Raw genomic sequence first — 13,716 nt, forward strand, 5'->3', positions numbered from 1 at the left:
CTCTACCTCCACACCACCACCACCCCACCCACCCCCACCCACCCCCACACCACCCACCACATCACCGGCACCCAACACCACCACACCACCTTCACCACCACCATCCACACCCACCCACACCACACCCACCACACTCCCCATTGAGCAAGCGGAGTCCATTGCACCGCTCGTCAACTCCGCCCAAGCGGCGCGATCACTGGACTGTGGCGGGCAACCCTCCCGACGAGACCGACGAGACTCCGCGCACCATGGGCCTGTCGTCCTGTCGTGCAGTAACCCACTCCCCGGTCAGCGATGAAGCGGAACTGATTCGCCCGCCTCACGTCCCGCACTCCGATCTCAAGGACCGCCGCCAAGGCCAGGGCACTCCAGGGCCGACTCCGTCCGGCAGACGCCGCGCTGTCCCGGAAGCAGGGACCGCCACAGGACACGGATCGCTCCCGGTGCGTCCGTATGACGTCACAACTCCATCAACCGCCGCAGGCCCAACGCCCCACCTGACGCACCCTGTTCCCACTCGTGTCATATCTGGGGGGAATCATGCGCATGCGCACCACCACGGCGGCCATCGTCGCCATACTTGCCGGCACCGTCATCAGCTGCAGCAGCGACAAAGGCAGCGAGAGCGCGGCCGACACCACCAAGAGCACCGTGGCCGAGACGTCACGTGCCTCGACCGAAAGTGGAGCCGCCAAGAATCCCGGCCTCCCGCCGGAGCCCGTGGGTGCCGAGCGGGACGCCGTCCTCGCAGCCATTCGCGACGTCCATGCCGGCCTCACCCATGACGAGGACAAGGCCGTCAACGCGGCCCGGAACCAGTGCTCGTCCCTCGACGGCGGCGCGGCGAACCCCGACCGCGGTGCAGCGCAGCGCTTCTCCTACGACGGGGTCACGCTGACCGATGAAGACGGACGTCACATCAACATCGGTCTGCGCAAGACGCTCTGCCCGAAGTCCTGACCGGCCCCCGACTCCGGTCCGGCCGCGACCGTAAGCGGCCGGGCCTCGCCACACGTGGAGGTGAACGCGGACACCGAGCACACGCCCCACTCACGGCTGGGCATACCGGCAGAGGCGCCTCGGCATCCTGGCCGCGTCCACCGAGTACGCCACCGCAGCCCAGCAGCAGCCCCGACTGCCGCTCGTTCGGCCGGACGTGAACGCCAGAGCCGGGCCTGGCCGAGCCGGGTATCAGCCGGGAGCCACCATCCGCTCGGCGGGGACGCTCCACCGCCGACGCGCCGGCCACGACCCGGAGAAGGCACGCCCCGCAGGAAGGCGCTCCCCGCCGGTCACGTCAGACGGAGGAACGAGCGACGAACTCGGCCTTCACCCGGACCGTCTTGGGGACCTGTCGGCCGCTCAGCCGCTCGATGAGCAGCTGAGTGGCCGACCGGCCGACCTCGGCCGCCGGATAACGGATGGTGGTCAGCTGCGGGCGCACGAGCGAGGCGAACGAGGCATCGTCGTGGCCGATCAGCGCCACGTCCCCCGGGATGTCGACGCCCAGCTCGTGCGCCTTGTCCATGGCTCCGACGGCGATCACGTCGTTGGCGCAGAAAACCGCGTCGGGGGGATAGCGGCGACTCATGAGCGCGCCGAAACCGGCTGCTCCGGCCTCCCGCGTGTGCTCCCCCCGGACGACCAGTTCGTGCGGCAGGGACATGCCGAACTGCAGGGCTACGGCCCTGAGGTGTTCCAGGCGCGGGTCCCCGCCGGTGGCGTCGCGGGGGCCCGCGATCATCGCGATGCGCCGTCTCTGGGCCGTGGACACCCGCTCCAGCGCCTGCCGGGTGGCCGCGCGGGCGTCGGGCGTCACCAGGTCGATCGGACCGAAGGAGACGTCGGCACTGACGACGACGGGCATGCCCGCGTCGGCGAGCGGCTTGAAATCCTGCGGTTTGAGCCTGAAAGGAGTGATGACGACCCCGGCGAACCGCTGGTGCACCGCCTCCGCCAGCAGGGCCCGCTCCTCCTCCCGGCGCGCGCCGGTGTCGCAGACGACGACGTGCAGCCCGAGGCCGCGCAGTTGCTCCTGGAGCGTTGCCGCGAGCTGCGCGAAGAACGGGTTCGCGATGTCCGGCACGATCAGCGCCACGAGACTGGACCGGCCGGTGCGCAGACTGCGGGCCGTGACGTTGACGGTGAAGGACAGCTCCTCGATGGCGGCTTCCACCGCGGCCCGGGTCTCGGGGGCCACCGGTCGCTTGCCGGAGAGTACGTAGGAGACCGTCGCGGACGACACCCCGGCCGCACGGGCGACGTCGGCCATGGTGACCCGCTCACGCACCACACACGCTCCCTTCCACGGTCACCCTACTTCACGTCCGATCTCTCACTGGAAGCGCTCTCACAGGTGATCCACCCGGGAAACCCGCCGCGGTCCGCGACCGCGGCGGAACGTCGGGCGTCTGCCGTCCGAGGTCGCGCGAGCGGGCCCTTCACGGCCCCGGGCGGACCCAGCCGCACCGGGGTTCGAGCACCCCGCCCCCTCCCGTCGCGGCGTCCTGTCCCCGGGAGGCGCTCAGGCCTCCGGTTCCGCTTCCTCGACGCGACGCAGGCGCACCAGCGTGCTCGCGCAGTCACCGGGAGGCAGGTCGGGCAGGGTCAGGCCGAAGGCGTGCAGGGTCGCCCCGGACCATTCGCGCCCGGTCTCCTCGTCGCGGTACCGGGCTTCCTCGTCCAGACCGCGCAGTCGCACGGGGGGCAGCGCGGGACCGAAGGCCGTGCTGGGCCGCCAGGCCAGCACGACGGCACGGCGACCGTCCTCACTGACGTACTGCACGGCGGCACAGGGCCCCTCGCCCGGAGCCAGCAGGCGGTACTGCCGTCCCTGCTGCACCACGGGCCGGATGTCCTTGTAGACGCGGACCAGATCCGCGGCCTCGGCGCGTTCCGTGTCCGTCCAGCGCTTCAGGTTCCCTCCGATGCCGAGGACACCTGCCATGGCGCTGTGGAAGCGGAAGCGCATCGGCACCGCGCGGCCGGTCAGCGGGTTGGGGCTGTCGGTCACCCACGCGGACATGACGCCGGGCGGGTAGAGCTGGCTGAAGCCGTGCTGGATGGTGAGGCGGTCCACCGCGTCGGTGTTGTCGGAGGTCCACACCTGGTCGGTACGGGCGAGGATGCCCGGGTCGACGCGTCCGCCGCCGCCCGCGCAGGCCTCGATCCGCAGGTGGGGGAAGTCCGTGCGCAGTCGGTCCAGGACGCGGTACAGGCCCCGGGCGTGCTGCACGTGGACGCGTCGGGCGTCCGGTCCGGCCGTGTGCGCGCCGGCTTCGGTGAACGCCCGGTTGAAGTCCCACTTGAGGAAGTCGACGGCGTTCTCGGCCACCACCTCGCGCAGCCACGTGAGGGCCCAGTCGGTCACCTCCGGCCGGGAGAAGTCCAGGACGAGCTGGTTGCGCAGCTCGGTGGCGGTGCGGTCGGGAAGGTGCAGGACCCAGTCGGGGTGCCGGCGGAACAGGTCGCTGTCCGCGTTGACCATCTCCGGTTCCACCCACAGGCCGAACGCCATGCCGAGGCGGTGCACCTCGTCGGCGAGCGGGCGCAGTCCCCGGGGAAAGCGCTCGGGGTCCGGTGTCCAGTCGCCCAGTCCGGCCCGGTCGTCGTCCCGGCCGCGGAACCAGCCGTCGTCGAGTACGAAGAGTTCCGCGCCCAGGTCGGCGGCGCGCCGTGCGAGGGCCAGTTGGTCGTCCTCGCTCACCGCGAAGGAGGTCGCCTCCCACGAGTTGTACAGCACCGGTCGCAGTTCCTCCGGGTGGGGCAGGACGTGTACCCGCACATGGTGGTGGAAGGCTCTGCTCGCCTGCCCGAACCCGTGCACGGTGTGCAGGGCGAGACTGACCGGCGTGCGGTGGCTCCCGCCCGGTGCGAGCCGCAGCTCGATGCCCTCGTGGCCCTCCCCCGCCACCACGCCGGTCCGTCCGGCGGCGGTGCGCTGGGCGGTGAGGCGCCAGGTGCCGCTCGCGGCGAGCGCGACGACCCAGACCTCGCCGTGTTCCTCGCCCGCGTCACCGGCGTCCAGCGCCACCCAGGGGTTGGCGTGGTGACCGGTGTGGCCGCGCCGGCTGCCGAGGACCGTTTCGCCCACCGGCAGGGCCGACCTCTCGAGGCGGCCCTCGCTGGCCCAGCCGCCGTGCACCGAGCCGATCCGCCAGGCCGGGCGCTGCGGCAACGGCCAGTGCGCCGAGGCGTACCGCAGCAGCAGGACGTCCCCGTCGTCGGTGCCGGTGTGGTGGAACTCGGTCCACCGTTCCAGTACGTCGCCGCCGGCGGGGACGCGGTAGTGCAGGTGCCAGGCCAGCGGCCGGGTGCGGTCCCGCAGGCGGACGACCACGTGGTCGTCCGCCCGCAGTGCCACGTCCACCACGATCGGCTCGAGAGGACTGGAGCCGTCGGCGAAACGGGCCTCCAGGGCGGGTACGCCGAAGCGGGCGCCGCCGTCGACGGGGTACTCCTCCACTCCGTCCCAGCGGCCGGCGAAGCTGTTGTCGTGCTCGGACCACACCGGTAGCTCCACCGCGTCCGCGAGTGGCAACCCAGCGCCCCAGTGGACGTGCCGCACCGTGCCCGCGGCGCGGTCGACCCTCAGGACGTAGGCACTGCGGGTGGTGCGCAGCAGTACCGTGCCGCTCGCCTCGTCGATCTCCACCGGGGGGATCGGGACGGCATGTTCCATCGTCACGGGGACGCTCCTCGCGGGTGCTTTCTGTGGTGGTGGTACGTCAGGCCGGGGCGGTCTTCGGGTCCTCGCGGACCACGACCACGCCTCCAGGCGGTACGACCGCCCGGCCGCCGGCGATCTCCGCGCCGGCGACACCCACTCCGGCGACGGGAACGAGGACCGTGTCCTGCGTGTGGTTGATCAGGAAGAGATATGTGTACGTCTCCCCCGTGCGGCGTACCGCCTCAAGTCCCGGCGGGGCCTCGACGACGGGCACCGCGCCGGCCTCGGCGCACAGGGTGCGCAGCAGTTCGCGCAGCGCCGGTACCGGCAGGCGGGTGGCCGTGTACCAGCCGGTACCCCGGCCGAAGGCGTGCCGGGTGACGGCGGGGCCGCCCCGGGCGGGGCCGCCGTCGGCGGTCTCCGCGAAGCGCAGCACCGGAGTGCAGCCGCGGGGTTCGACGCGTTCCGCCCACTGCCGGATCCGTGTTCCGTCCTCGAGCCGGGCGTGGTCCCGGACGCGCAGCGGCAGGTACTCGTCCACGACGAGGCCGAGCACCTCGCGCAGTGCTCCGGGGTGTCCGCCGGGTCGCACCCGGTCGTACGCGTCGACGACCCCGCTGAAGCAGCCGACGGCGAGCTGCCCCCCCTGGTCGACGTAACGGCTGAGGTTGTCGGCGTCCTCGTCGGACACCAGGTACAGATTGGGCGCGACCACGGCGCGATAGCCGGTCAGGTCGGTGCCGGGCGGTACGAGGTCGCAGGTGATGTTGAGCGTCCACAGCGCCTCGTACCAGTCACGGACCGCGTCCAGGTAGTGCGCCTGGCCGGACGGGCGGGCCTGCAGTTCCAGGGCCCACCAGGCGTGCCAGTCGAACAGCATCGCCACGTCGCCGCGCACGCGGCTGCCGGTCACCTCGCGCAGGGCGGCCAGTTCGGCTCCCAGTGCCTTGGCCTCCTTCCAGACACGCCCCTCGGTACCGGCGTGCGGGAGCATCGCGGAGTGCCATTTCTCGGCACCGGCGCGGGACTGCCGCCACTGGAAGAACATCAGGCCGTCCGCGCCCCGGGCGAGGTGGGCCAGGCTGTTGCGGCGCATCTCGCCCGGGCGTTTCGCCACGTTGACCGGCTGCCAGTTGACGGCCGAGGTGGAGTGCTCCATCAGCAGCCAGGGCCGGCCCCGGGCCATGCCCCGGGCCAGGTCGGCGTTGAGCGCCAGGTCGATGTGCCCGTCGGGGTCGGCGGCCGGCAGATAGTGGTCGACCGAGACCAGGTCGCACTCGGCGGCGAAGGCGAATCCGTCGATCTTCTTCTCCAACGTGCCCATCACGTTGGTGGTGACGGGCACGCGCGGAGCGATCCGGCGCAGGAGGGCGGTCTCGGCGCGGTGCCGGGTGAGCAGGGCGTCGGAGGAGAAGCGGTGGTAGTCGAGTTCCTGCCCCGGGTTGCGGAAGGCCGTGGTGTCCCGGGGCGGCTCGATCTCGTCCCAGTCGCCGTAGCGCTGGCTCCAGAAGTCGGTGCCCCAGACGTCGTTCAGGGCGTCGAGGCTCTTGTACCGCTCCTGCAGCCAGAAGCGGAACGCCGCCGCGCTGGTGTCGCAGTAGCACAGGGCGTTGTGGTTTCCCCACTCGTTGTGCACGTGCCACATGACGAGTGCGGGGTGGTCGCCGTACCGTGCCGCCAGTGCCGTGACGAGGGCGTCCGCGGCTTCGGCGTAGGCCGGGCTGCTGGGGCAGAAGACCTGCCGGCTGCCGTGGGCGAGGCGGGTGCCCGAGGCGGTGACCGGCCGCGCGTCGGGGTGCCGCCGGGTGAACCACGGGGGCGGGGCGGCGGTGGCGGTGGCGAGGTCCACCGCGATGCCGTTCGCGTGCAGCAGGTCGAGCACCTCGTCCAGCAGGGTCCAGTCGTAGGTGCCGGGGCGCGGCTGGATGCGGGACCAGGAGAACACGCCGACGGTGACGAGATTGACGCCCGCCTCGCGCATGAGGCGTACGTCCTCCCGCCAGACGTCCCGCGGCCACTGCTCCGGGTTGTAGTCGCCTCCGTAGGCGATCCCGCCCAGGGCGCGGGTGACGTCGCTGAGGGGGTGGTTCACGATTTCACGGCTCCAGCGGCGAGTCCGGCGCGCCAGTAGCGCTGCAGGAGGAGGAAGGTGAGCACGATGGGCACGACGGAGATCAGGGCGCCCACGATGGTGAGGGTCTGCAGTTCGGGCAGGCGGCTGGTCTGCGACTGCCAGGTGAACAGGCCGAGGGTGACGGGATAGAGCCGCTCGTCCTGCAGCATGATCAGGGGCAGCAGGAAGTTGTTCCAGATGACGACGAACTGGAACAGGAAGATCGTCACCAGGGCGGGCGCCATGAGGCGCAGCGCGATGGTGCGGAAGATGCGGAACTCGCTCGCGCCGTCCATGCGGGCGGCCTCCATCACCTCGTCCGGGACGGAGGCGGCGGCGAAGATGCGGGAGAGGTAGACGCCGAACGGACTGACGATGCTGGGCAGGAACACCGACCAGAAGGTGTTGGTGGCGTCATACTCGGCGAACATCAGGAACAGCGGCAGGGCGAGTGCGGTGGCCGGTACGAGGACGCCGCCGAGGACGACGGAGAAGACCGCCTCTCTGCCGCGGAAGGTGTACTTGGCCAGGGCGTACCCGGCCGCGGCGGCCAGGAGGGTGGCGACGGCGGCGCCCAGGCCCGCGTACAGCAGGCTGTTGAGCAGCCAGCGGGCGTAGACCCCGTCCTGCTGGGCGAAGAGCGAGGACAGGTTGTCGCCGAGGTGCCATTCGGCGGGGAGGAGACCGGGCGTGCTGACGAGGTCGCTCTGGCTCTTGGTGGAGGAGACCAGCAGCCAGTAGACCGGCAGCAGCATGTAGCAGGCGACCGCGATCATGAAGGTCACGGCGACGGCGGCGGACATACCGGTGCGCGGCCGTCGGCGAGCGGGGGGTACGGGGGCGTGGGCCCCCTCGGTGCGGGTGAGGAAGCTCATCCCTGCCTCCTGGAGGTGAAGCGCAGGAACGCGAACGAGAGGGCGAACGTGACGAGCGCGAGGACCACGGAGAGGGCTGCGGCCTCGCTGTAGCTGTCGCCCGAGGCGAGCGAGTACGCGGCGATGTTGGGGGTGTAGGTACTCGTCACGCTGGTGGATACGGCACGGAAGACCTGCGGCTCGGTGAAGAGCTGGAAGGTGCCGATGATGGAGAAGACACCGGTGAGGACCAGAGCCGGCCGGATGATCGGGATCTTGATGCGCAGGGCGATGGTCCAGCCGCTCGCCCCGTCCACCCGGGCCGCCTCTTCGATGTCGGAGGGGACGGCCTGCAGGGCGGCGTAGATGATCAGCATGTTGTAGCCGGTGTAGGTCCAGGTGACGACGTTGGCGATGGACCACAGGATGACGTCCGGGCCGAGCAGGTCGACGTCGGCGCCGGCCTTTCTCAGCAGGTCCACCACGGGTGACAGCCGCGGATCGTAGAGGAAGGCCCACATGAGGGCCGCCACGACGCCGGGGATGCCGTAGGGCACGAAGTAGACGAGCCGGAAGAACTTCTTGGCGCGTGCCACCGCGGAGTCCAGCAGCAGGGCGAGGACCAGGGAGAGCAGCAGCATCACGGGGATCTGCACGAGGGCGAAACCGAGGACGCGCAGCAGGCTCTCGGTGAAGTAGTCCGCCTGGAGGACCCGTGCGTACTGGTCGAAGCCGGCGAAGACGGTCCGGGTCTTGCCGAAGGTGCCGCCCGTCCGCTCGGTCCTGTGCAGGCTCTGCCAGAAGGCGTAGCCGACCGGGACGAGGGTGAAGAGGACGAACGGGACGAGGAAGGGGGCGAGGAAGGCGTACGGGGCGAGGGCCCGGCGGGGGCGCCGGCGTGCCGGGGCCGGTGGGGCGGTGGTTGTCACGGGCAGCCTTTGCGGTGCTGTTCCCGACGCTCCGAGGCGTCGGGAAGGGCAGGAGGGGTCCGACGACGCGGTCTACTCGGTCACGTCGAGCGACTGCTTGCGCAGCGAGTCCGCGCTCTGCGCGCCAGTGTCCTTCAGCACATCGCCCAGGGTGTTCTCGCCGCCGATGACGCCCGCCGTTCCGTCACTGAGGTACCGGTAGGTGTCCGTCATGGTCGGGCCCCAGGTGAAGTCGGTGTCGACGTGGGCGGAGGCCTGTGCGAAGACGCCGAAGATCTTCTGCTTGCCGTAGAAGTCGACGGGCTGCTGCAGTGCGGGCAGTTCCAGGCCGTTCCTGGCCGCGGGGTAGAGCCCGCCCTCGCGGTTGAGGATCGCCAGTGCCTCGGGGTCGGTGTTCAGCCACAGGGCGAACTCGGAGGCTTCGGCGGGGTGTTCGGTGCCGCGCATCACGGTGGTGGTGGATCCGCCCCAGTTCCCGGCCTGTTGGTCGCCGGCCTTCCACTGCGGCATCGGGGCGACCGCCCACTTGCCGTCGGTGGACTTGGCGTTGTCGCGGATGGTGCTGTAGCCCCAGGCCGCGCTGACCCAGGTCACGACCTCGCCGGTGTTCCAGGCCTTGTACAGCGCCGGGGAGAAGCCCTGGAGGTCGGTGGCGACGAGCTTGTCGTCGATCATCTTCTGCCAGTAGTCGGCGACCTGCCGGCTCTCCGGGCGGTCGACGGTGACCTTCCAGGAGTCGCCCTCGCGCTCGAACATGGTGGCCTTGTTCTGCCACAGCAGCCCCGTGAACCAGTTCGGGTCGGTCTGGGAGAAGTGGGTGATGAACTTGCCGTCCTTCTTGAGCACGCGGGCCTGTTCCGCGTACTCGTCCCAGGTGGCGGGGGCCTTCATGCCGAGCTTGTCGTACACGTCCTTGCGGTAGAACAGCGCCATGGGGCCGGTGTCCTGGGGCACGGCCCAGACGCCGTCCTTGCCCTCGGCGCCGAAATCCACCTGCGCCCAGGTCCAGTCGACGAACTTGTCCCCGGCCTCTTCGACACCGGGGCACGAGGAGATGTCGGTCAGGCCCTCCTTGAGCCGGAAGCTCGCCAGTGAGTCGTACTCGACCTGGCCGAGGTCGGGGGCCTTGTCCGCCTTCAGCGCGTTGGACAGGTTCTGGTACGTGCCGGCGTTGCCCGCGGGAACCGTCTTCAGCCTGACCTGGACGTCCGGGTTCTCCTTGTTCCACAGGTCGACGGCCTTCTGGATGCCGGGGACCCAGGACCAGTAGTCCAGCGTGACCTTGCCCGAGGTGGGCTCGCAGGACCCGCCGGCCGCGCCGTCGGCCTCGTCACCGCCTCCCCCACTGCAGGCGGTCACCGCGGTCAGGGCCAAGGCCACCGTGCCGAGCACGTAGCGTCTGGCCAGGGAAGTGCGAGCACGCGTCACCATGAGGTTGCTCCTTGCGCCGATGTCCGCTCCGACGAAGCGGTGGGCACACGAGACAACACGACCTCACACAAGTCAACAGGACGGGAGAGGGAAATGGACGTCGATCCTCGTTCGCAACCTTCCCGTTACCTGACTCACGGTGATGAAAACGCTTTTGACCTGGCCTTTCAATGATTCAAGCCACATGGATGAGCGCCACTCCCGCTGCGCGGAATCGATTACGTCGTGGTGACCGCCGGTGGCTCGGCGCGGCACCCGCCCCACCGGGCGCCCCGGGGCACCCGGTGGGGTGGTCACGAGCACAGCGACTGGGGCAACTCCGTTGGGCCACCGCGCGTGCCACGGTCCGGCTCGCCGACTGCCGTCGAATTCACCCCCGTTACGCACGCGAAGCCGAACACTTCCCCACCTTCACGAGCATCGCCTGTGCCCTCGTCCACCATCGCCGCACGGACTTGTGCACTCACACACACCGGGGGTCCTGGGTGGGGACCCCGTTGCATTCCCAGAAGGCATCCTTGGTTTTCGGTCCGGCGATTCCGTCAACGGCAAGGCCGAAACCGCAGTAGTCCAAGTAGCGCTGCAACGCCGTGATCGTGCAGGGCCCGGCGACTCCGTCGACGACCAAGCGAGTGCCTCCATGGAAGCCACGTGCGCTGAACATCCGCTGCGCGGCCTTCCAGCCATCGGCGGCCGGCCGCCCTTCGTGCTGCCAGGGTTCGTAACCGGACCGGGTCAGAAAGCACTGCCGGTTCTTCGCCCGGGCGGTGTTCAGGGGACCGTCGCGGGCATCGACCTGTGTCATCCGTGCGAGGAACTTTGTCAGTGCTGCGCCGCTCCGTTTCCGCGTCGCCGTCTCCCGGTCTCGCCCACGACTGATCGCGGCTTGTGCCTTGCCCCAAGGGTTAGGGTCGTAGCCGGTCATCGTCGTTGAAGGGGGTCCGCGGATGAGCGGAAGGGTTACGGCAGTCAGCAGCAACGGTGCGTACTCGTTCACCAAGCCGAACCGGGAGAGCATCACGCTGCTCGCCGGGCTTGGTGTGGAGGGTGACGTGCATGCCGGCGTGACGGTCAAGCACCGCTCCCGGGTCGCGCAGGACCCCACCCAGCCGAACCTGCGCCAGGTCCACCTCATCCAGGAGGAACTCTTCGCCGAGGTCGGTGCGGAAGGGTTCAAGGTGGCGCCCGGTGACCTCGGCGAGAACATCACCACCCACGGCATCGATCTGCTGGGCCTGCCGGTCGGCGCGTTGCTGCGCATCGGCGACGAGGCGGTGCTGGAGGTGACCGGCCTGCGCAATCCCTGCCTGCAGATCGACAACTTCCAGGAAGGGCTGCTCAAGCAGGTGATCGGCCGCGACGAGGCCGGGAACGTCGTGCGCAGGGCCGGGATCATGAGCATCGTGCGGCGGGGCGGCACGGTGCGCCCGGGCGACACGATCACGGCGGAGCTTCCCAGCGGGCCGCACCGGCCTCTGGAGCGGGTCTGACGTCCGTACCGGACGACCGTGTCGTGGCATCGACCGCGCGGGTTCCCGGGGGGTGAACATCGGGCCTTCCGGGTCCGGAGCCGTCCGCGGCTCGACCGGATGCGCGACCGGGCCGCCGTACGCCCGCAGGGCTGACGAAGAGCACCCTTCAGCCGAGCCGCAAGGCCGACACGACCCCTTGCTTGAGCGGGCCGACGCGTGCTACTGATCGCCGCATGAACCGGGTCCGGTGCCGGCTGTGGTCTTCGGCAGTCCGAGAGGGAGCGCGGACAGGCGGGGATGGTCCGGTGCCGTTGTTCGTTCCGGCCGACGCAACCTGCGTAAGCCGGCGGTGCCATGACGGTCTGCTGACTGTGCGTTGACGTGGCCGTGCTCCGGGCGGAGTCCTGGTCGGCACGCCGGCCCAGGGTTCGGTGAGGCGGAGACGGCCCCCTTGACGGTGATGGCGAAGGCCGAGCACGGGAACCCGGAGAACGGCCGCAGCCGCTCAAGGCCCGGGGGGCCATCGCCGCGCTCAGCAGCCGTCTCAGCCCCGCTGGCGGCCGACGGTGACGCTTTTCCTCGTGATGGGCGGTGAGAGCACGCCCGCCGTCACTTCCCCTCCGGCCCGAACCGGCGCTGGTATGTCGACGGAGTGACGCCCAGCTCACGGCGCATCAGCGCACGCAGATGGGCAGCGGTGCCAAGGCCGCTGCGCCGCGCGACCACCTCGAAACGGGTCTCGCCCCGCTCGATCAACCGGCAGGCCAGGGCGAGTCGCTCCCCCGTGAGCCATGCCAACGGGGTCGTGCCCAGTTGTGCCCGGAAGCGGCGGTGCAACGTCGCGGGACTGACCGCCGCACGTGCCGCCAGGTCGGGCACGGGGAGCGGTGCGTCCAACCGCTCCTGGGCCCAGGCGAGAACAGGCGCCAGGGACTCGTCCGGCAGGTCGGGCATGGGGCGCTCCACGAACTGCCGCTGACCGCCGTCCCGGTACGCCGAGAAGACCAGGCGGCGGCTCACGGAGTTGGCGACGTCCGCGCCGTAGTCGCGGCGCACCACGTGCAACCCGAGATCGAGCGCCGCCGCGCTCCCCGCGGCGGTGAGGACGTCGCCGTCGTCCACGAACAGGACGTCGGATTCGAGCCGGACGGAAGGGTAGCGGGCCCGGAAGGAATCCGCCCACTGCCAGTGCGCGGTCGCCCGGCGCCCGTCGAGCACTCCGGCCTCGGCCAGTGTGAAGGCACCGCTGCAGAGGCCGACCAGACGCGCACCGCGTGTGTGCGCCCGCCGGACGGCATCGAGCACGGCGGGCCGGCGGGGCACCTCGATGTCCGGCCGGTTGGGGACGATCAAGGTGTCCGCGGCCTCGGCCGCTTCCAGGCCGGCGACTCCCGTGAGCGTGAAGAATCCGTCTCGCATCAGGGTGCGGGGCTCAGGGGAGCAGAGCCTGAAGTCGTAGAGATCACGGCCGATCTCCGGTCTGCGCAGACCGAAGACCTCGGTCGCGCAGCCGAGCTCGAAGGGGTTCGAGTTCTCGTCCACGATCACGACGACCCGGTGTACGCCCGCCGCGCGAGCTGCGTGCGAGGATTCTTTCGCCATGCGCAATTCCTAGCACTCACGGCGGCCGTGCGAATGGGCTCAGGATGAGCCCATGAGCAGCGAACCCATCCCACTCAGCAAGGCTCTGGCCTCCTTCGATGCCGTGTGGAGCCCCCGTATCGTCACACGCGTCAACGACTATGACGTCCGCATCGCCAAGGTCGAGGGCGAACACATCTGGCACGTGCACGACGACACCGACGAGTTCTTCCTGGTACTCGACGGCGAGTTCCGCATCTCCTTGCGCGAGCCCGATGGGGAGCGCACGGTCGTGCTGCCACAAGGGGCGGTCTTCACCGTGCCCCGCGGCACGGAGCACAGGCCGTACGCTCCGTCCGGGGCCGCGATCCTCATGTTCGAGCCCGCCGGGACTCCGACTGTGGGCGATCGCCACGACGAGATCCCGGACCACGTCGACTCGACGACCGGGCACGCACTCGGTACCTGATGAGCCCGAGCGCCGGGGCCGGGTGGCGGGCCGTGCTCCCGGGCCCATGCAGCGTCCCTGCCGAGCCGGTGAGGGACGGCGGCTCGGCAGCCCACCCGGCCTCGGCCCCGTAAGGAACGCGGGGGCAGCGGGTGGGCGTCCGCGTGGACGCCTCCGCCGTTCCAGCCCCAGTGGTGTCGTATGCCATACTCGGCGCCG

The 13,716-nt window shown here is 70.5% G+C and carries 11 protein-coding genes; 3 read left to right on the plus strand and 8 right to left on the minus strand.

Annotation, left to right across the window (positions count from 1 at the left end; translation table 11 throughout):
* The first annotated feature begins 546 nt into the window (after nucleotides 1–546).
* Nucleotides 547–960, plus strand: coding sequence for a hypothetical protein (locus tag ACVV2G_RS16940; protein ID WP_453843530.1), 414 nt, complete (start codon nucleotides 547–549; stop codon nucleotides 958–960).
* A 337-nt stretch (nucleotides 961–1,297) separates the two neighbouring features.
* Here the strand turns inward: ACVV2G_RS16940 and ACVV2G_RS16945 are convergent, their stop codons facing one another.
* The 7 genes from ACVV2G_RS16945 to ACVV2G_RS16975 all read right to left on the minus strand — a co-directional run bounded on the left by ACVV2G_RS16945 (nucleotide 1,298) and on the right by ACVV2G_RS16975 (nucleotide 10,921).
* Nucleotides 1,298–2,290 (minus strand): LacI family DNA-binding transcriptional regulator, encoded by a 993-nt coding sequence (locus ACVV2G_RS16945; RefSeq protein ID WP_453843531.1) that lies wholly within the window; start codon nucleotides 2,288–2,290, stop codon nucleotides 1,298–1,300.
* A 234-nt stretch (nucleotides 2,291–2,524) separates the two neighbouring features.
* The gene (locus tag ACVV2G_RS16950) at nucleotides 2,525–4,681 is read right to left on the minus strand and encodes an alpha-galactosidase (RefSeq protein ID WP_453843716.1); all 2,157 of its coding nucleotides are present in this window, start codon (nucleotides 4,679–4,681) and stop codon (nucleotides 2,525–2,527) included.
* Nucleotides 4,682–4,727: 46 nt separating this feature from the next.
* Nucleotides 4,728–6,761, minus strand: coding sequence for a beta-galactosidase (locus ACVV2G_RS16955; RefSeq protein WP_453843532.1), 2,034 nt, complete (start codon nucleotides 6,759–6,761; stop codon nucleotides 4,728–4,730).
* Nucleotides 6,758–7,657: a carbohydrate ABC transporter permease gene (locus tag ACVV2G_RS16960; RefSeq protein WP_453843533.1), complete on the minus strand. Its 900-nt coding sequence runs from the start codon at nucleotides 7,655–7,657 to the stop codon at nucleotides 6,758–6,760. Before ACVV2G_RS16960 ends, ACVV2G_RS16955 begins: the two co-directional genes overlap by 4 nt.
* The gene (locus ACVV2G_RS16965) at nucleotides 7,654–8,571 is read right to left on the minus strand and encodes a carbohydrate ABC transporter permease (protein ID WP_453843717.1); all 918 of its coding nucleotides are present in this window, start codon (nucleotides 8,569–8,571) and stop codon (nucleotides 7,654–7,656) included. Before ACVV2G_RS16965 ends, ACVV2G_RS16960 begins: the two co-directional genes overlap by 4 nt.
* Before the next feature lie 66 nt (nucleotides 8,572–8,637).
* Nucleotides 8,638–9,996 carry an ABC transporter substrate-binding protein gene (locus ACVV2G_RS16970; protein ID WP_453843534.1) on the minus strand — a complete coding sequence of 453 codons (1,359 nt, stop codon included), beginning with the start codon at nucleotides 9,994–9,996 and terminating at the stop codon, nucleotides 8,638–8,640.
* Between the two features lie 463 nt (nucleotides 9,997–10,459).
* Nucleotides 10,460–10,921 (minus strand): peptidoglycan-binding domain-containing protein, encoded by a 462-nt coding sequence (locus ACVV2G_RS16975; protein ID WP_453843535.1) that lies wholly within the window; start codon nucleotides 10,919–10,921, stop codon nucleotides 10,460–10,462.
* Between the two features lie 22 nt (nucleotides 10,922–10,943).
* Here ACVV2G_RS16975 and ACVV2G_RS16980 point away from each other — a divergent pair, with 22 nt between their 5' ends.
* Nucleotides 10,944–11,486 carry an MOSC domain-containing protein gene (locus ACVV2G_RS16980; RefSeq protein WP_453843536.1) on the plus strand — a complete coding sequence of 181 codons (543 nt, stop codon included), beginning with the start codon at nucleotides 10,944–10,946 and terminating at the stop codon, nucleotides 11,484–11,486.
* 591 nt (nucleotides 11,487–12,077) lie between these two features.
* Here ACVV2G_RS16980 and ACVV2G_RS16985 read toward each other — a convergent pair.
* Nucleotides 12,078–13,070 carry a GlxA family transcriptional regulator gene (locus ACVV2G_RS16985; RefSeq protein ID WP_453843537.1) on the minus strand — a complete coding sequence of 331 codons (993 nt, stop codon included), beginning with the start codon at nucleotides 13,068–13,070 and terminating at the stop codon, nucleotides 12,078–12,080.
* Nucleotides 13,071–13,122: 52 nt separating this feature from the next.
* On the opposite strand from ACVV2G_RS16985, the gene ACVV2G_RS16990 reads away from it, so the two are divergent.
* A complete protein-coding gene (locus ACVV2G_RS16990; RefSeq protein ID WP_453843538.1) occupies nucleotides 13,123–13,518 on the plus strand; it encodes a cupin domain-containing protein in 396 nt (131 codons plus the stop codon).
* The last annotated feature ends 198 nt before the right edge of the window (nucleotides 13,519–13,716 follow it).

The organism is Streptomyces sp. JK94 (assembly GCF_053613315.1).

Excerpts from the sequence above, each read along its gene's own strand:
- ACVV2G_RS16940 (WP_453843530.1), top strand. The coding sequence starts at position 547 with ATGCGCACCACCACGGCGGCCATCGTCGCCATACTTGCCGGCACCGTC.
- ACVV2G_RS16950 (WP_453843716.1), bottom strand. The coding sequence starts at position 4,681 with ATGGAACATGCCGTCCCGATCCCCCCGGTGGAGATCGACGAGGCGAGC.
- ACVV2G_RS16960 (WP_453843533.1), bottom strand. The coding sequence starts at position 7,657 with ATGAGCTTCCTCACCCGCACCGAGGGGGCCCACGCCCCCGTACCCCCC.
- ACVV2G_RS16970 (WP_453843534.1), bottom strand. The coding sequence starts at position 9,996 with ATGGTGACGCGTGCTCGCACTTCCCTGGCCAGACGCTACGTGCTCGGC.
- ACVV2G_RS16975 (WP_453843535.1), bottom strand. The coding sequence starts at position 10,921 with ATGACCGGCTACGACCCTAACCCTTGGGGCAAGGCACAAGCCGCGATC.
- ACVV2G_RS16980 (WP_453843536.1), top strand. The coding sequence starts at position 10,944 with ATGAGCGGAAGGGTTACGGCAGTCAGCAGCAACGGTGCGTACTCGTTC.
- ACVV2G_RS16985 (WP_453843537.1), bottom strand. The coding sequence starts at position 13,070 with ATGGCGAAAGAATCCTCGCACGCAGCTCGCGCGGCGGGCGTACACCGG.
- ACVV2G_RS16990 (WP_453843538.1), top strand. The coding sequence starts at position 13,123 with ATGAGCAGCGAACCCATCCCACTCAGCAAGGCTCTGGCCTCCTTCGAT.